Consider the following 17184-nt stretch of genomic DNA (forward strand, 5'->3'; position numbering starts at 1 on the left):
CAGACGCTGATTCGGGAGTGGTCTTACGGCAAACTGTATAACAATTCCGCTCAGCGAAATGCGAAACTACCCTGTTATCTGAAGAGGTATAACCTTGTCAGACCACATGGTAGTTTAAACAAGCAACCGCCTATAAGCCGGTTACTTGTGAACAACGTATCTGAAATCTACAGTTAGAAAAAGCCTTCTTTATTTAACCGGGTGAAAACGAGCTTGTAAGATGGTTTCGATAGCGCTTTCGCTCTGTGTGGGAGCGACGCCCTCGTCGCGATACGATTGATAGCGATCAAAGGGTCAGAGTCAATGATCTAGCGATCAAAGGGTCAGAGTCAATGATCCAGAATCTACAATGATGAGCCATTTATGGATTGGGCCTGGACTTTGTAAATGGAGATCTCACCGGCAAAATTGTTATAAACTGTGGCAGAATGATTTTACTTTAACCTCAAATCGGTTATCTTCTTCACTCCTCAAAAATCACCCTCACAAGGACAGTGAGTATGTTACTCCCTATGGACAGAGCACGGTTATGTAGTGGCAGCGATCTGACTGCCGAAAAACTCCCCTATGTTCTCCGACCACAGAATGCTCTGAATACTGCCCAACGAATGTGGGCCAATGAGTTTGAACGCTCCAGACTTGTTCGTTTTGACCCGGTATCCCGGCATACCCGCCACAACAGACGCTTACCTTTCCCTTCATCGCTGCAAAACGCTATCCGCACCGGCCAGTTGATACTGCTGCTGGATGATGCCCGCATGATTACGGCACCGGTTGTCAGTCAGCGAAATGGTGAGCTGCAAACATCCGGGTTAGAACGGGAATCACTGATGTTTCGCACCACCATAGAACGGGCGTTGAAACGCAGTAGTTTCAGTAGTGGCAGTGTGAGTACCCCAGATACAGTCACAGACGCTCCAATGAGTTTTGCCGACAGCATCGCAGTCAACAACAGATATTTGTTGGGCGAAGATAAACAAGCCAAAGATAAAGGGGAATCAAAAGACAAAGCTGAAGCAGGGCTGGCTCGTAGTAAGCGGTAGACTGAAGATTTATCCAACTTTGGGACATATCTTAAAGTAATAAGTGATATCACAGCAGACACTATATCTGAGGGAGTCAGTGATTTTGGGGCTGCATTAACCAAAGGAATGGTAACATTCGCTGTTGATGTAAAAGCAGGCGAGAAGTCTGCACAGGAGATGAAAAATTTGCTGGATGTGTACGATAGTCGTACTCAGTTTGCCAGCGACTTCAAAGACGATCTTGCACAAAGCCCATTAACGCAAACGATGGGCGAAGGTGTCTCAAAAATTGATCAGACACTTGGTCTCTCTGATGAAAGTAAAGCTTATATAGGGACCCTTACGGCGGGTTTGCCGTTAGTTAGTAAGCTTGGTAAATTTGTTCCAACCAGCGCGAAACCAGTGGTCACCGCAGAAGCCCGTGTGAATGGATCGGTTTTCCGTGATGTTAACCAGACTGCTCGAATTGAAGCAAATGCTAATAAGCCGACGCTAATATCAGAAAGAGTATTAGCAAAAGAAGCAAAAGCAGGTAAGGAATTACCAAATGGGAATATGGGTACGGCGCATGCTGAGATTGGAGCAATACAGCAAGCAGCGGATGCCGGCAAAACAAAAGGTGCAGATATGTCTATGACGGTATCAGGTAAAGATGTGTGTGGTTATTGTAAGGGGGACATAGCGGCGACAGCAGAAAAAGCTGAGCTGAAGTCGTTAACCATTCAAGCAACTGATGATATAACGGGGTTACCGAAAACGTATCACTGGAAACCCGGAATGAAGTCAATTAAGGTGAAACCATGAATACGATACTAGGCGGCTATATTCTTGATGCGGATTCGGTACGCCAACAACTACCGGCTGTATTTGATCCAAATTATAGCACCATTATGAATGTCCTATCATCCTTGAAGGAGGCAAACGGCGTTATTGGTTTAAGATGTCAGCCGGAGCCAGAAGCTGGACCATACGAACTAATGCTGTATTCCGATGATGGAAACTTTCTTCTTATGCTTAATGAGTTTGATGAAGATGGAGATAGTAGTGTTAGAAGTATTAATAAGTCTGGTTCCGATAGCTCACTAATATCTATTTTGGGAGACCTTTATTCTGCAAAATCTATTACTCGTGATTTTCAACTTGTATGTTCTATTTTTAAAGCGTTTGCAGCTACAGGTAACGTCTCAGAGCTGTTAATGAACTAATCAGCTAAGGGAACTTTGACTGCCCCCAAGACCGTTTCTCTGTGGCCAATTTAGAGTTATTGACCACAGAGAACACCGACTATTTTATTAAATAACCCGACCACTGTTTAAGATACCTTTAGGATCTAACGTGTCTTTAAGCCTGTGCATCAGGGCGATCTCTTCCTTTGTTCTGGAGTGAAGTAAGTACTTTCTCTTTAACACACCGATACCATGCTCGGCAGAAATCGAGCCTTGATATTCACCGACAACCGCCATCATCCTGGCAAAGATCGCCGCTAAATCATCTGCTGATCCCGTACCGGCACAGATATGCAGATTACTGTCACCGATGTGACCAAAAATACGCGGGATCAAAGGGTCAAAGTCATTGATCCAAACGCAGCAGTAATCCATTCTTGACGAGAAAATCATTGGCACCATTGATGAAAGTGAGTTGCTGAAGTATCCCAAAGCAGATGAATCTGTAAGCTAAGGTGAGCGTAAATAAACGAGCAGCGTGTTCCTTTATATCCCTTTATCTCTGTGCCCTCAGTGGTGAATAACCAACTTCGTGTATGAAGATGGTCCTACACGAGCCGCGCTTAAACAGTTTTCTAAAGACTACGTTACTGCACAGGATAGTATTGAACTTGCCGAGTCACTGGCACCGACAGTAGCAGATACGATTCTGACCGTCGTACTGACAGCGGCAACAGGTGTTGGAGGGACAGTTATCGTTGCCAGGGCGGGACAGGCGCTCTTCAAACAACTAGGCAGATTATTAGTCAGTCTTGGTAAGGTGTTGAAAAAGTCTGAACTTTCAAAACACATCGTCAGCAAGCTGAGTAACAAGCCTGAGAGATTTGAAATTCGGCGTCCCGAAGCCCTGAAATTGTCAGAGCCTAAGCGGGTTGAGGGGAATGGTAATGATGGTACGATGGGAGGGGAGAGTGTTGTTCCAGACAGTAAAGGAAGTACACTTATCGATAGTATGGAGCCGGCAGAAGCTAAGAGATATCAAGAATATTGGAATACTGGCGGCGACACTGCTGCTCAAGTGAGTCCGGGTATAAGGGTTTCTCATACTGAAACAGTACCTAGTAGCCGAGCGGGTGAGGTCTATGAGCGAACCACTTATTACGATGAATTTGGACGGCGACGCAAAGTTACCGATTACACAGATCATAGTATGAGTGATGGCCACACTAATCCCCATGACCATTACTATGATGAAGTTTATGATAATGGACTTTATGTCAATAAGAAAATTAAGAATCCTGAAACGGGTTCTACAACTTTTAATCGATGACAGGTAAATATATGAATAATTCGGTTCGAATAAAAGTTTTGGATTTGATTGATAGTGGATACTGGAAAAGTGTGCAGTGGAAAGAATGGGCGGACGCTGTAATATTGAAGTTCGATGAGCCTCCTTATTGGGTAATTGAGTTAAGTATAGTAAAAAACTCAGGGGAAGCTATTTCAATTTTACGAGAAAGTCTGGCTGAGGTTCACTACAAAGACGATATAAATCACAAATCTATCATTCTTGGTTATATGTTTCTTCGGTATAAAGAAAAAGAAATTAATCTTAAGGAGTTTTTAACTTTAGCTTGGCAGGAAACTGAAGCGGAGGAAGATGTTGGTAGCCCTTCAAATTCTGATATTTTTGAAATGTATGAGGCGTGTAATAATTCTTCTGGGGCTGACGAAAAGTTTGAAAGTATAGTTGATCGCGTTTGCAAAAATTTTTCTTATAATGCTGAATGTGCAGCTAAAGCTCTTTTGGAAGTAAATGGCTATAAATAGGATGTTCCAAAAAATTAACTCATTACTAGGGAATTTGTGAGTAAGTTCCTCATGTACTAATTCAGACTTTATCTCTGTGCCCTCAGTGTCCTCTGTGGTGAATTGCCAACTTCGTGTATGAAGATGGTCCTACACGAGCCGCGCTTAAACAGTTTTCAAAAGACTACGTTACTGCACAGGATAGTATTGAACTTGCCGAGTCGCTGGCCCCTACGGTAATAGATACGATTCTGACTGTCGTACTGACAGCGGTAACAGGTGTTGGAGGGGCATTTATCGTTGCTAAGAGGGGACTATCGCTCTTCAAACAACTGGGCAGATTATTAGTCAGTCTTGGTAAAGCTCTGAAAAAGTCTGAACTTTCAAAACGTATCGTCAGCAAGCTGAGTAACAAGCCTGAGAGATTTGAAATTCGGCGTCCCGAAGCCCAGGAATTGTCAGAGCCTAAGCGGGTTGAGGGGAATGGTAATGATGGTACGATGGGAGGGCAGAGTGTTGTTCCTGACAATAGTGTCTCCGGATTAGATAAGTTTTTACCTCAAGGAACATTTGAAAATGGGTTAGATTTACCAGCTACGAGTGTGCCGCATGCTCCTGTTTCTCTGAATAGAAAGCTCCGAGTGTTACAAGATGCACAACAGACAGCAGCTAGGACGGAAACGTTGAAGGATGGGAGAGTTATTTATTATGGGTCAGAGGTTCCTGCCCGTAACCCTGGGTCAACACGAGGGGCTTCTTTAGTGACGGAGTATCAACCAGAAACTGGAAGAGTGCGGCAATACTATGAATCTTATGATCATGATGGGGCTGCTAATCGGGTTCATCCTAAATTGATTGATGGGCAGGTGGTTGATTCACAGCACTATCCACTTACTAAAAAAGAACTGGAAGGTAAATAAGAATATGGTGAGCAATGTTGACACGCTTCAGTTAGAGAAGCTTTTGGGAGAGAACGGGGATATTGATTTTGACGCTCTTGCTGACTGGGCGTACAAAACTAGACTGGATGGGCTTGGCGATTTTCCTAGAGATATTTTAGATGATTTAGAGCAATTAGGAGCCTGCAATATGGGACCAGAATTTGAGTGGTCTCGGCAAGACTTGAGGGCCCTGCTAGGGAAGTTGCGAATAAGCTCCTCCTCTTGAGATAATCTGCGATGCAACCTTCTCAGAGATAAGCCACGGATCATCAGCTCACTTTCGCCGACAGCGAGTTCAGTCGAATCAAAGGGGCAGAGTCATTGATCTAAACGCAGCAGTAATCCATTCTTGACGAGAAAATTACTGGCACTATTGATGAAAGTGAGTTGCTGGAGTCTCTCAAAGCAGATGAATCTGTAAGATAAGGGGAGCGTAAATAAACGAGCTTTATCTCTGTGCCCTCAGTGTCCTCTGTGGTGAGCTTTTATATGCATGAAGCAGATTTGCACAGAGAACACTGAAGTTGGTCACACAGATTTATTTACCGGGTTGGGATCATCTGTCAGGCCAGTTCAGTTTCGCCCACGGCAGCTTCAAGAAAGCTTTCCCAGGGCGCTTCGATAATCTGAATCTTCTTCAGTTTACAGAAGCGGCGTTCTTTATCGGTCGGTTCTTCAATGAATACCCAGCCCGCCTGTTCACTATCGGCGGCGTAGATAATATCTCCCATTACCATCCGCTCGGTATCCCGGGTGAAGCGCATGCCAAGAAACAGATACTGTTTGTTCTGCCGGTAGAGCTTAATAAATTCTGGTACGGCGAAACCACCCATCAGTTCGGTAATGTAATCAACAAAGTCGGCATCGGAGGCGATGAAGTTGGCTTCGGGCACCGGACAGCCCAGCGGTTTAAAGAGAATAGGCAGGCCGGCCATCACTTTGCTCTGTTCGATCTCGGTGTATGTCTCACCATCAAAGTTAAATATCTTATAGCGGTAGTCTGTGCCTGCTACGCGGGAGAGACCCTGTATCAGTATGTGCTGACGGTTTTGATAGAGATCGATTAATTGTGTGTCCCTGTTTATATCCACCACCCAGCCTGGGTTTATATCTGCCAGCCATTGATGGAGTTTGGCGGTGGTCCATTGCTTATTCAGGTAGGTGTCATTAAAGAAGCGGGTTATAAAGCTGCGGCCCTTTTTGTTTTCAAGGTTCATCGCCGCGCGTGGGAATTCATACATCAGACGGGGAGCCATCGGCTGACCATTGTTCATCGCCAGAATCAGACTGTCACTGTCAGCTGGCATCGGCGTTTTATCTGCAACATTTGTGACATCGGCCAGCGCGCCTGCGCCCAGATAGGGAACTATCTTTCCCGACTTAATCCCCTCGACTAATTTACTGTACATATCGTTCACCCATGGCTGATTAATTTAAGTGTTGTTGCTCTGCATATTAAGGACAGAGCAAATTTGAATTAAACAGAGCTGTTGCAATAGTCAGGCCATCGCTGGATTGATGATGGTTTTATGCCATTTATCCGGGCAGATTCAGTGCTGTGCTTCTGTTTGAGCCAGAAAAGATCTGTACGGCGCCGCTGTCACTGCGGTGATCGCTTATGCAACGGCTGGAGCAGGGCGATGTGATAAATGTGACATTGATACGTCTGACAAAACCCTTATTTTTTTGTTGGTATTGCAACAGTAACCCCGCCAATTGTTGTTACTAACACAGACAATGTCTGTTATTCAGAATGCTTCTTAAAATAAATAATTATTTAAAAACAATTATTTATAGGTTTTTTTCTTGGTTGGTACAAAGTTCGCAACAGTGGATGTGAGTTTTCGGGTCAGAACAATTGTGTCTGGCTCAGGCAATCTAAGTTCTAACGCTGAGGAGCAAGATTATGGCTATGCGTCAATGTGCAATCTACGGAAAAGGCGGCATCGGTAAGTCGACTACTACCCAGAACCTGGTAGCAGCACTGGCTGAAGCAGGTAAAAAAGTAATGATCGTAGGATGCGACCCTAAAGCGGATTCTACTCGACTGATTCTGCATTCTAAAGCGCAGAACACCATCATGGAGATGGCTGCTGAAGCAGGTACTGTTGAAGATCTGGAACTGGAAGATGTGCTTAAAGCCGGTTACGGCGACATTAAGTGTGTTGAGTCCGGTGGTCCTGAGCCAGGTGTTGGTTGTGCGGGTCGTGGTGTAATCACCGCTATCAACTTCCTTGAAGAGGAAGGTGCCTACGAAGAAGATCTGGACTTTGTTTTCTACGACGTACTGGGTGACGTGGTATGTGGTGGTTTCGCTATGCCAATCCGCGAAAACAAAGCTCAGGAAATCTACATCGTATGTTCCGGTGAGATGATGGCGATGTACGCTGCTAACAACATCTCTAAAGGTATCGTGAAGTACGCTAACTCCGGTAGCGTGCGTCTTGCTGGTCTGATCTGTAACAGCCGTAACACAGCTCGTGAAGACGAACTGATTATGGAGCTGGCACGTCAACTGGGCACTCAGATGATCCACTTCGTTCCACGCGACAACGTCGTACAGCGTGCTGAGATTCGCCGTATGACCGTTATCGAATACGATCCAAAAGCTAAGCAGGCTGATGAGTATCGTGCGCTGGCTCAGAAGATCATCGACAACAGCATGTTCGTTATTCCTACGCCAATCACTATGGATGCGCTGGAAGATCTGTTGATGGACTTCGGTCTGATGGATGAAGAAGACGAAAGCATTATCGGTAAAACTGCTACAGAAGAGTAATTCACTCTTCTGAGTCGTGGTTTTGCTATTGACGGGTATGGAGCGGATTAGCTTCTACCCGCAAACTAAAATGTAAGGAGACAGCTATGTCTACCATGTCACGCGACGAGACCGAAGCGCTTATTCAGGAAGTGCTGGATGTCTATCCTGCTAAAGCTAAGAAAGATCGTGAAAAGCATCTTGCTGTTAACGATCAGGAAGTTGAGCAGTCTAAAAAATGTATTACCTCTAACAAGAAGTCCCTGCCAGGTGTGATGACCGTTCGTGGTTGTGCCTATGCAGGTTCTAAAGGTGTGGTCTGGGGTCCTATCAAGGATATGATCCACATCTCTCACGGACCTGTTGGTTGTGGTCAGTACTCCCGTAACGGTCGCCGTAACTACTATATCGGTACCACCGGCATTAACGCCTTCGTTACCATGAACTTTACCTCAGATTTCCAGGAAAAAGACATCGTATTCGGTGGCGACAAGAAGCTGGGTAAGCTGCTGGAAGAGGTGGAAACCCTGTTCCCGCTGAACAAAGGTGTATCTATTCAGTCTGAGTGTCCTATCGGTCTGATCGGTGATGACATCGAAGCGGTTGCAAAGAAAGCAACAGCGAATACCGGTAAAACCGTTGTACCAGTCCGTTGTGAAGGTTTCCGCGGTGTATCTCAGTCTCTGGGCCACCACATTGCGAACGATGCAGTTCGTGACTGGGCACTGGATAAGCGGGACGACGACGATAGCTTTGAAACCACAAAATATGATGTCGCTATTATCGGTGACTATAACATCGGTGGTGATGCCTGGTCTTCCCGTATTCTGCTGGAAGAGATGGGTCTGCGCGTGGTTGCTCAATGGTCTGGTGACGGCACCATCGCTGAGATGGAGCTGACCCCTAAGGTTAAACTGAACCTTGTTCACTGCTACCGCTCGATGAACTACATCTCTCGTCATATGGAAGAGAAGTACGGCATCCCCTGGATGGAGTACAACTTCTTCGGTCCGACTAAGACTGATGAATCCCTGCGTAAGATCGCTGCGTTCTTTGATGAAACGATTCAGCAGAAAGCTGAAGAGGTTATCGCGAAGTACAAGCTGGAATACCAGAGCGTCATTGAAAAGTACCGTCCTCGTCTGGAAGGTAAGCGCGTCATGCTTTACATCGGTGGTCTGCGTCCACGTCACGTTATCGGGGCGTACGAAGATCTGGGTATGGAAGTGGTAGGTACCGGTTATGAGTTTGCTCATAACGATGACTACGACCGCACCATCAAAGAGATGGGCAACGCGACCCTGCTTTACGATGACGTAACCGGTTACGAATTCGAAGAGTTTGTTAAGAAAGTTAAGCCAGACCTGATCGGTTCAGGTATCAAAGAGAAGTATATCTTCCAGAAGATGGGTGTTCCTTTCCGTCAGATGCACAGCTGGGATTATTCCGGTCCTTACCACGGTTATGATGGCTTCGCTATCTTTGCCCGCGATATGGACATGACTCTGAATAACCCATGTTGGAAGAAGCTTCAGGCGCCCTGGCAGGTAGAAGACTCTGCTGAAGAAGCAGTGGCTGCAAGCGCTTAAGTTGATATCAGAGGTTCGCGGTGGCGACAGTATATAACGATCCATTCTTATACCCAGCGCCGTGAGCCATCTACCCCATTTTAACCCGTATGTTCACAGATTAGTGGCGCGGGAGGAGAGATTCAAATGAGTCAATCAGTTGATAATATCAAACCAAGTTATCCGCTGTTCCTGGAAGATGATTACCAGGACATGCTGGCGAAGAAGCGTGATAACTTCGAGGAAAAACATCCTCAGGACAAGATCGATGAAGTGTTTCAGTGGACCACCACTGAAGAGTATCAGGAGCTTAACTTCCAGCGTGAAGCGCTGACCGTTAACCCTGCTAAAGCGTGTCAGCCACTGGGTGCTGTTCTCTGTGCACTGGGTTTTGAAAAAACCCTGCCCTATGTTCACGGTTCTCAGGGGTGTGTTGCTTACTTCCGCAGCTATTTTAACCGCCACTTCAAAGAGCCAGTCTCCTGTGTATCTGACTCAATGACTGAGGATGCCGCTGTATTTGGTGGTCAGAAAAACATGTATGACGGTCTGGAAAATGCTCAGGCATTGTACAAGCCGGATATGATTGCGGTTTCGACTACCTGTATGGCTGAGGTTATCGGTGATGACCTTAACGCCTTTATCGGTAACGCCCGTAAAGAGGGTCATGTTGCAGAAGACTATCCTGTCCCATTCGCTCATACGCCAAGTTTTGTGGGTAGCCACACCACTGGCTGGGACAACATGTTTGAAGGGATTGCACGTTACTTCACCCTGAACTACATGGAAGACAAGGTTGTCGGCAGCAACGGTAAGATCAACCTGGTACCGGGTTTTGAAACCTATCTGGGTAACTTCCGTGTAATGAAGCGCATGATGGCTGATATGGATGTTGATTGCACTCTGCTGTCTGATCCTACTGAGGTGCTGGATACCCCTGCAGACGGTGAATTCCGTATGTATTCCGGTGGCACCACTCAGGATGAGATCAAGGATGCTCCTAATGCTGTTAACACTATTCTGTTGCAGCCATGGCAACTGACCAAGACCAAGAAGCTGGCAACCCTGACCTGGAAGCATGAGGTTCCTAAACTGAATATTCCAATGGGTCTGGACTGGACGGATGAGTTCCTGATGGCTGTTTCCAAGGCCACCGGTAAGCCCATCAGCAAGGCGCTTGAAACTGAGCGTGGTCGTCTGGTTGATGCGATGACCGATTCTCACACCTGGCTGCACGGCAAGAAATTTGCCCTGTATGGTGATGCAGACTTCGTCATGGGCCTGACCAAGTTCCTGCTGGAACTGGGGGCTGAGCCTACTCACATCCTGTGTAACCATGCGAACAAACGCTGGAAAAAAGCGATGGAAGCTATCCTTGCTGAATCTCCATTCGGCGCGGATTGTGAAGTGCATATTGGTAAGGATTTGTGGCACATGCGTTCCCTGTGCTTTACCAAGAAGCCTGACTTCCTGATCGGTAACTCTTACGGCAAGGATATCTCCCGGGATACTCTCTATAAGGGCAAAGAGTTCGAGGTGCCACTGATCCGTCTAGGCTTCCCGATCTTCGACCGTCATCACCTGCATCGTCAGACTACCCTGGGTTACGAAGGTGCCATGCAGATGTTAACCACTATCGTTAACGCTGTTCTGGACCGTCTCGACGACGAAACCCGTGGTATGCAGACCACAGACTTCAACTACGACCTGGTGCGTTAAGCGCCGGTCCGGTTGAAAGTCGATGGCCTGTACGAGCCTGATATCGACACGACTCGTACCTGCCGGGATTGACGTGACCCGGATTGCTCTGCGCAGTCCGGGTTATCCGGTCGGTATTTCCCCTGAGTACGTGACGATCTCATATTCAATCAGTCCATCCTCACCGGGGCAGGAGGCTGCCCCGGAATGTCTGAACTTCTGATATTGGAGAGTAACGATGCCTAGTGTGATGATAAGGAAGGATAACGAGGGAAAAATGACCCTCTATGTTGCTAAAAAAGATCAGGAAGATGAGATCTCATCAATCGAATTTGAATCTGCTGATAAGTGGGGCGGGTTAATTGAGATGACCGATGGCACGAAATATTTTATCGAACCCCTCGATGCCATGCCAAAACTCCCGATCACCCTGCGTGCCCGCAGAGGCTGAGGAGGTGTTGCTATGTCTGCTCAAATATCCAATGAAGTTGCTCTGCGAATAGGTCTGGCTGCCCGGGCGTTACCGGACACCGATGCCCGACGCCTGATGACCGTGCTGGTTGATGCTGTCGGCTTGCCGATCACAGAAACTAAACTGGCGAGGCTGAAAGTCAATAAACTGCGAACGGCATCCTCAGGTGAACTGGAAGATATTGAAGTCAGCTTTATGAAAAAGGCTGTCAATCTGCTGAAAGGGATTGGCGTAACGGTTGATGCAGAACCGCTACCCGAAACAACTCCTTATAGCGAAGGTGATATGCCCGGTTCAATACGGGTTGCCTGCGCGTCTAATAATGCCACCGCGATGGATGGCCATTTTGGTTCCTGTTCCCGCTATCTTATCTATCAGGTTTCTGGCCAGGAATACCGGCTGATCGAGATTCGTGAAGCGAATATACCTAAAGATGCTGAAGATAAAAACGTTGTTCGCGCCGGGCTGATCAGTGATTGTCAGTTGCTGTATACGGTATCGGTGGGGGGGCCTGCTGCGGCCAAAGTGATTCGCACCGGAGTGCTTCCCATCAAAATGCCGGATGGCGGCGACAGTGTTGAGATGATGCAGAATCTGGTATCCGTTATTGCCGGCACCCCGCCTCCCTGGCTGGCTAAAGTGATGGGTGTCGCGCCCGAAGAGCGGGTTCGCTTCGCTCAGGGTGAGGAGGTCGAGTAATGATCAGTCAGCAGCAGTTAGATCAAATCCATGATTTTGTCATGTCATCTGATATAGGCGAAGAACTGATATCTGCGCTGAAACAACAGCATCCTGATCTCCATTTCAGCTGGTGCTTTGATGATGATATCGGTGCGACCGCAAAGCCTTACCGCGAGAGTAACGGATTCAATCTCTATCTGGTGAACTCTGAAAACCATTGTTCCTGCCTGAGCAATGATCCGGACAGTTCCAGCGGAGTGGTGATCGCCGAGGTGATTGATGATGAATGAAAGCGGAGATCAGACACCCCTTGCGGATTGTCGTAGTTGCCGCTTTAAAGCCAGTTTATTGCTGAGTGGCCGCTGTATTCCGGGGGATATCTGTGTGGTGGCGCACAGTGGCCGTCAGATCGACCGTTTTCTGCGGGTCAATCCGGAACTGGCCGTGACCTTTTTGCAGGATAGTTTCTGGGAACGCAGAGCGATCGCGGTGCGCTATTCGCCGTTGCCCTATCTGGAGAAGATGATCAGTGATCCCGATGAAGCGGTGCGACGGGCGGTGGCGTATCGACTGCCCCGGGATCAGCTTTATCGTCTGATCGATGATGAAGATCGTGAAGTGCGTATCACCGTGGCGGACCGTATCCGGCCGGAGCAGCTGGAACAGATGGCCGATGACAAAGATTATCTGGTGCGTGCCTACGTTGCCCAGCGGATGCCCGTGGGACGTTTATTCAGGATGATCCGCGACCCGGACCGACAGGTCAGAAAGATTGTTGCCAGACGGCTGCCTCCGGTTAGCCTGGGGCTGATGGTCAGGGATCCCGAAGCGGAAGTCAGGCGCATTGTGGCTGAACGGCTGGCGCCTGATGAGATGGAGCTGATGCTGGAAGATTCTGACTGGACGGTAAGGCTGACCGCTGCGATGCGTGCTCCGGTTGAGATGCTGGAAGGGTTGACCGATGACCCGGATCCCGAGGTCAGCAGCCTGGTGAAAGAGCGTTTGGCGGCTGCACAACAGAGCGACTGAGCGGATATTTGCCGGGTGACGGATGGCAAAACGTCGGAAGTCCGATTGTGGGTGTTTTGTCGTGTTTATAACAATCGATTTTTACGGTCTTTTAAAATCAATAAGTTATCTGTGGTACGTCTGTTGCAGTCTCTTGTGTAAAAGCGTGTAAAAGCTGGATTGAAAATATCCAGCTGTGTGCCTGTACAGACCCGGAGGTTTATATGAAAGCAAAAGATATCGCCGAACTACTTGATGAGCCGGCCTGTGAGCACAACAAAAAAGAGAAGTCGGGTTGTGCCAAACCTAAGCCTGGCGCCTCAGCCGGCGGTTGTGCTTTTGATGGTGCCCAGATCGCTTTGCTGCCAATCGCCGATGTTGCACATATCGTGCATGGGCCGATCGCCTGTGCTGGCAGTTCCTGGGATAACCGCGGCACCCGCTCCAGTGGTCCACAACTGTATCGCATCGGCATGACGACGGATCTGACCGAACAGGATGTGATTATGGGACGGGGCGAGAAGCGCCTGTTCCATTCGATTAAACAGGCGGTTGAACAGCACCATCCCGCGGCGGTGTTTGTCTATAACACCTGTGTGCCTGCGCTGGTGGGGGATGATGTTGATGCGGTCTGTAAAGCAGCCAGCGAACAGTGGGGCACGCCGGTGGTTCCCATCGATGGCGCAGGTTTCTACGGCACTAAGAATCTTGGCAACCGTATCGCCGGCGAGGCGATGGTAAAACATGTGATCGGCACCCGCGAGCCTGAAGCAGCTCCCGAACCTCCCATTCCCGGCATCAAAATCCACAGCGTCAATCTGGTCGGTGAATACAATATTGCCGGTGAGTTCTGGCATGTCCTGCCGCTGCTGGATGAACTGGGAATCCGGGTGCTCTGTACTCTGTCCGGGGATGCCCGCTTCCATGAAGTGCAGTCTATGCACCGGGCGGAAGTCAATATGATGGTGTGCTCCAAGGCGATGGTGAATGTCGCCCGTAAACTTCAGGACAAGTACGGTACCCCCTGGTTTGAAGGAAGCTTTTACGGTATTTCCGACACCTCACAGGCACTGCGGGATTTTGCCCGTCTGATCAATGATGCGGATCTGACCGAACGCACCGAAGCGCTGATTGCGCGGGAAGAAGCGAAAGTCAGAGCTGCGCTGGAACCCTGGCGCGAACGGCTACAGGGCAAACGGGTGTTGCTCTATACCGGTGGGGTGAAATCCTGGTCTGTGGTCTCCGCCCTGCAGGATCTGGGTATGGTCGTGGTGGCCACCGGTACGAAGAAATCGACTGAAGAGGATAAGGCCCGGATTCGTGAGCTGATGGGTGAAGACACGAAGATGATCGACGAAGGTGGTGCGAAGGAGCTGATCAGTATTGTCCATGAATACAAGGCTGACATTCTGATCGCCGGTGGTCGCAACCTCTATACCGCCCTGAAAGCACGGATTCCATTTCTCGATATTAATCAGGAGCGGGAGTTTGGCTACGCTGGATATGACGGCATGCTGGAGCTGGTTAAGCAACTGGCGATCACCATTGAAAGCCCGATCTGGTCGGCGGTGAGAGATCCGGCCCCCTGGGAAGAGATGCCCAGTGAGGCGGAGCTGTTAATCGCAGAGGGGGTATAAGTGATGGCGATTCTGGAAAAACGCAAAAAAGCGCTGTCGGTTAATCCACTGAAAGCCAGCCAGACCATGGGAGCCACCCTGGCGTTTCTCGGTTTTAACCGGGCGATGCCGTTGATGCATGGTAGTCAGGGGTGTACCGCTTTTGCCAAGGTATTCTTTGTACGTCACTTTCGTGAACCTATCCCTTTGCAAACCACCGCCATGGATCAGGTCAGTTCGGTGATGGGGGCGGATGAAAATGTGGTTGAAGCGCTGCAAACCATCGCCGAAAAACAGTCTCCGGCGATTATTGGGGTGTGCTCCACCGGTCTGGCTGAAACCCAGGGTTGTGATATGACGCTGGCGATTAATGAGTTCAGGTCACGCTATCCGCAATATGCAAAAGTAGCGGTGGTTAAGGTTAATACCCCAGACTTCAGCGGTTGTTTCGAGACCGGTTATGCCGCCGCGGTAACCGCCATTATTGATCAGTTGATTGAGCCCTCAGAAAGGGCTGGAACCCGTGCACGCCAGGTTAATGTGCTCTGCGGTAGTCATCTGACACCCGGAGATCTTGAGTTTGTTATCGACAGTATCGAGAGCTTTGGCCTGCGGCCCCTGCTGATGCCTGATCTGTCGCGTTCTCTGGATGGGCATCTGCCCGAAGAGGAGTACAGCGCACTGACCACCGGGGGGCTGACAATAGATGAGTTGGCGCTTGTAGGAGAGAGTGGCGCCACGCTGGTAATCGGATCATCTCTGGCACAGGCAGGGAAAAAGCTTGAAGAGAAAACCGGGGTTAAGAGCCAGGTTTTCCCGCATCTGCATACCATTAAACAGGTTGATAACTGGTTTATGGCATTGTCAGAGCTATCGGGTATGCCGGTTCCTAACCGCTGGCGCCGTCAGCGTCGTCAGTTGCAGGACGCGATGCTGGATACCCACTTTATGCTGGGGCAGCTGCGGGTTGGGATTGCCACAGACCCTGATCTGTTGCTGGCCATGCATGATCTGATTGCATCGATGGGTGGCGACGTAGTTGCTGCCGTGACCCCGGATAAAGGACCCGCGCTGGAGCAACTGACCCTTGAAACGGTTAAGAAAGGGGATCTGGAAGATCTGGAATATCAGGCACGGCAACATCACGCCGAGTTTTTGATTGGCAATAGTCATCTGCATGAGTGTGCGGAACGACTGCATATGCCGCACCTCAGAATTGGCTTTCCTCAGTACGACTATCTGGGGGGCTTCAACCGCGTCTGGGTCGGTTATCGCGGGATTCAGCAGGCACTGTTTGATATCGCCAATATGCGGCTGAGTCAGCATGAGGAGATCCCCACCTACCATTCACCTTTGTCGCAAAAACGTGATGAAGACAATATTTTAAGACAACAACAGGGAGTCTGACATGGTTCCTGTGTCACGCCATCTGCATGTTATCCGCGAGGGGGAAACGCCTTATATGATCCGTGTCGCGTTTGCGACAAACGATGGTGAAACGGTCAATGAGCATTTTGGTTCGGCGCGATCCTTTTCGATCTACGGTGTCACCACGGACCGGTGTGATCTGCTATCGGTGGCTGAGTTTACCCTTGATTCCAGTGAGGAGGACCGGCTCCAGGCACGGATTGAGTTTCTCTCAGGCTGCGCAGCGGTTTACAGCTATGCCTGTGGTGCGGCAGCGATTCGGCGGCTGATTGCCAAAGGCATACAACCGATCAGGGTATCAGAGGAAGCCAGTATTACCGATCTGTTAAAGGCGCTGCAACGTGAGATTGAACGCGGCCCGGGTAGCTGGCTGGCGAAAGCGATTGCCCGGCAGCAACTGCTCTTGAAGTCACCACCAGGCTATTCCGAAGCGGATAGCTGGGAGGAGTAAAGCTGAAAAAGAGCGTTAACCATTAGTCAGCAAGCTGCTCCGGCAGCTTGATGCCAACCCTCAAATTTTTGGAGATTATTATGAATGAAGCGCTGTGTATTGAACCGGGAAATGAGCTGATGGACAGCCCTTTCGTCAAGCAGATGATCGTTCAGCTGCGGGCTGTTGACAGCTATGGCACCTATGATGACTGGAGCAATGAAAAAGTGCTTGATCCTCTGATTCTGACAAAAGCCCGTCGTCGGGAGATCCCGGTGGTGGGTGACCCGGATGAGATCGTGGTGGCACGGGTTAAGGCGTATTACAACGCCCTCTCTGTGCGTATCGAGCAGGAGTGCGGCATGATGGCAGCCCCCATGATCAACCTCAGCCATGAAGGCTTTGGCCGGGCGCTGATCATGGTGGGTAAACTGATTGTGGCGGATAAGGTATTGCGTGATGTGCATCGTTTTGGTTTTGAGTCCCTGGAAAAACTCAATGAGGAAGCCTGCAAAATAATTGATAAAGCACTGGCAACCATCGAAACCTTTAAAGATGCAGCGAAAGCATAATTCGTTAAAGAG

General features: G+C 48.9%; 20 protein-coding genes. 18 read left to right on the plus strand and 2 right to left on the minus strand.

Annotated features, from left to right (window positions below; translation table 11 throughout):
- The first annotated feature begins 9 nt into the window (after positions 1-9).
- The 4 genes from BMY09_RS22505 to BMY09_RS07800 all read left to right on the plus strand — a co-directional run bounded on the left by BMY09_RS22505 (position 10) and on the right by BMY09_RS07800 (position 2230).
- Positions 10-177 carry an integrase core domain-containing protein gene (locus BMY09_RS22505; protein WP_425424961.1) on the plus strand — a complete coding sequence of 56 codons (168 nt, stop codon included), beginning with the start codon at positions 10-12 and terminating at the stop codon, positions 175-177.
- Between the two features lie 323 nt (positions 178-500).
- Complete coding sequence (locus tag BMY09_RS07790; protein WP_139203151.1) at positions 501-1043, plus strand: hypothetical protein; 543 nt, start codon at positions 501-503, stop codon at positions 1041-1043.
- Positions 1044-1202: 159 nt separating this feature from the next.
- Positions 1203-1829, plus strand: coding sequence for a cytidine deaminase-like fold-containing protein (locus BMY09_RS07795; protein ID WP_217647408.1), 627 nt, complete (start codon positions 1203-1205; stop codon positions 1827-1829).
- Positions 1826-2230, plus strand: a complete 405-nt coding sequence (locus tag BMY09_RS07800; RefSeq protein WP_091356283.1) for a DUF6911 family protein — start codon at positions 1826-1828, stop codon at positions 2228-2230. The genes BMY09_RS07795 and BMY09_RS07800 overlap by 4 nt, the downstream gene beginning before the upstream one ends.
- Positions 2231-2317: 87 nt before the next feature.
- Here the strand turns inward: BMY09_RS07800 and BMY09_RS07805 are convergent, their stop codons facing one another.
- Positions 2318-2683: an FAD-linked oxidase C-terminal domain-containing protein gene (locus tag BMY09_RS07805; protein WP_245756529.1), complete on the minus strand. Its 366-nt coding sequence runs from the start codon at positions 2681-2683 to the stop codon at positions 2318-2320.
- Between the two features lie 100 nt (positions 2684-2783).
- On the opposite strand from BMY09_RS07805, the gene BMY09_RS07810 reads away from it, so the two are divergent.
- The 3 genes from BMY09_RS07810 to BMY09_RS07820 all read left to right on the plus strand — a co-directional run bounded on the left by BMY09_RS07810 (position 2784) and on the right by BMY09_RS07820 (position 4920).
- Complete coding sequence (locus BMY09_RS07810) at positions 2784-3521, plus strand: hypothetical protein (RefSeq protein WP_091356289.1); 738 nt, start codon at positions 2784-2786, stop codon at positions 3519-3521.
- Positions 3522-3532: 11 nt separating this feature from the next.
- Entirely contained in the window at positions 3533-4021 is a 489-nt protein-coding gene (locus BMY09_RS07815) for a hypothetical protein (RefSeq protein ID WP_091356292.1), read from the plus strand.
- Between the two features lie 113 nt (positions 4022-4134).
- Positions 4135-4920 carry a hypothetical protein gene (locus BMY09_RS07820; protein ID WP_091356295.1) on the plus strand — a complete coding sequence of 262 codons (786 nt, stop codon included), beginning with the start codon at positions 4135-4137 and terminating at the stop codon, positions 4918-4920.
- A gap of 584 nt (positions 4921-5504) precedes the next feature.
- Here the strand turns inward: BMY09_RS07820 and BMY09_RS07830 are convergent.
- The gene (locus BMY09_RS07830; RefSeq protein WP_091356302.1) at positions 5505-6350 is read right to left on the minus strand and encodes an SIR2 family protein; all 846 of its coding nucleotides are present in this window, start codon (positions 6348-6350) and stop codon (positions 5505-5507) included.
- A 497-nt stretch (positions 6351-6847) separates the two neighbouring features.
- Here BMY09_RS07830 and nifH point away from each other — a divergent pair, with 497 nt between their 5' ends.
- The 11 genes from nifH to BMY09_RS07885 all read left to right on the plus strand — a co-directional run bounded on the left by nifH (position 6848) and on the right by BMY09_RS07885 (position 17172).
- Positions 6848-7720 (plus strand): nitrogenase iron protein, encoded by an 873-nt coding sequence (nifH, locus tag BMY09_RS07835; RefSeq protein ID WP_091356304.1) that lies wholly within the window; start codon positions 6848-6850, stop codon positions 7718-7720.
- Between the two features lie 86 nt (positions 7721-7806).
- Positions 7807-9288 (plus strand): nitrogenase molybdenum-iron protein alpha chain, encoded by a 1482-nt coding sequence (gene nifD, locus BMY09_RS07840; protein WP_091356307.1) that lies wholly within the window; start codon positions 7807-7809, stop codon positions 9286-9288.
- A gap of 126 nt (positions 9289-9414) precedes the next feature.
- The gene (gene nifK, locus BMY09_RS07845; RefSeq protein WP_091356309.1) at positions 9415-10986 is read left to right on the plus strand and encodes a nitrogenase molybdenum-iron protein subunit beta; all 1572 of its coding nucleotides are present in this window, start codon (positions 9415-9417) and stop codon (positions 10984-10986) included.
- Positions 10987-11203: 217 nt separating this feature from the next.
- Entirely contained in the window at positions 11204-11416 is a 213-nt protein-coding gene (gene nifT, locus BMY09_RS07850) for a putative nitrogen fixation protein NifT (RefSeq protein ID WP_091356312.1), read from the plus strand.
- Between the two features lie 12 nt (positions 11417-11428).
- Complete coding sequence (locus BMY09_RS07855; protein WP_091356313.1) at positions 11429-12136, plus strand: dinitrogenase iron-molybdenum cofactor biosynthesis protein; 708 nt, start codon at positions 11429-11431, stop codon at positions 12134-12136.
- Complete coding sequence (locus BMY09_RS07860) at positions 12136-12408, plus strand: DUF6129 family protein (protein WP_091356316.1); 273 nt, start codon at positions 12136-12138, stop codon at positions 12406-12408. Before BMY09_RS07855 ends, BMY09_RS07860 begins: the two co-directional genes overlap by 1 nt.
- Positions 12401-13147, plus strand: coding sequence for a 4Fe4S-binding leucine-rich repeat protein (locus tag BMY09_RS07865; protein ID WP_217647409.1), 747 nt, complete (start codon positions 12401-12403; stop codon positions 13145-13147). The genes BMY09_RS07860 and BMY09_RS07865 overlap by 8 nt, the downstream gene beginning before the upstream one ends.
- 203 nt (positions 13148-13350) lie before the next feature.
- On the plus strand, positions 13351-14763 hold the full coding sequence (gene nifE, locus BMY09_RS07870; RefSeq protein ID WP_091356322.1) for a nitrogenase iron-molybdenum cofactor biosynthesis protein NifE: 1413 nt from the start codon (positions 13351-13353) through the stop codon (positions 14761-14763).
- A 3-nt stretch (positions 14764-14766) separates the two neighbouring features.
- On the plus strand, positions 14767-16149 hold the full coding sequence (nifN, locus tag BMY09_RS07875) for a nitrogenase iron-molybdenum cofactor biosynthesis protein NifN (RefSeq protein WP_091357112.1): 1383 nt from the start codon (positions 14767-14769) through the stop codon (positions 16147-16149).
- A gap of 1 nt (position 16150) precedes the next feature.
- The gene (locus tag BMY09_RS07880; protein ID WP_091356325.1) at positions 16151-16621 is read left to right on the plus strand and encodes a NifB/NifX family molybdenum-iron cluster-binding protein; all 471 of its coding nucleotides are present in this window, start codon (positions 16151-16153) and stop codon (positions 16619-16621) included.
- 80 nt (positions 16622-16701) lie between these two features.
- Positions 16702-17172, plus strand: coding sequence for a NifX-associated nitrogen fixation protein (locus tag BMY09_RS07885; RefSeq protein WP_091357114.1), 471 nt, complete (start codon positions 16702-16704; stop codon positions 17170-17172).
- Positions 17173-17184 lie beyond the last annotated feature (12 nt).

It is taken from the genome of Amphritea atlantica, from assembly GCF_900111095.1.
Classification (GTDB): Bacteria; Pseudomonadota; Gammaproteobacteria; order Pseudomonadales; family Balneatricaceae; genus Amphritea; species Amphritea atlantica.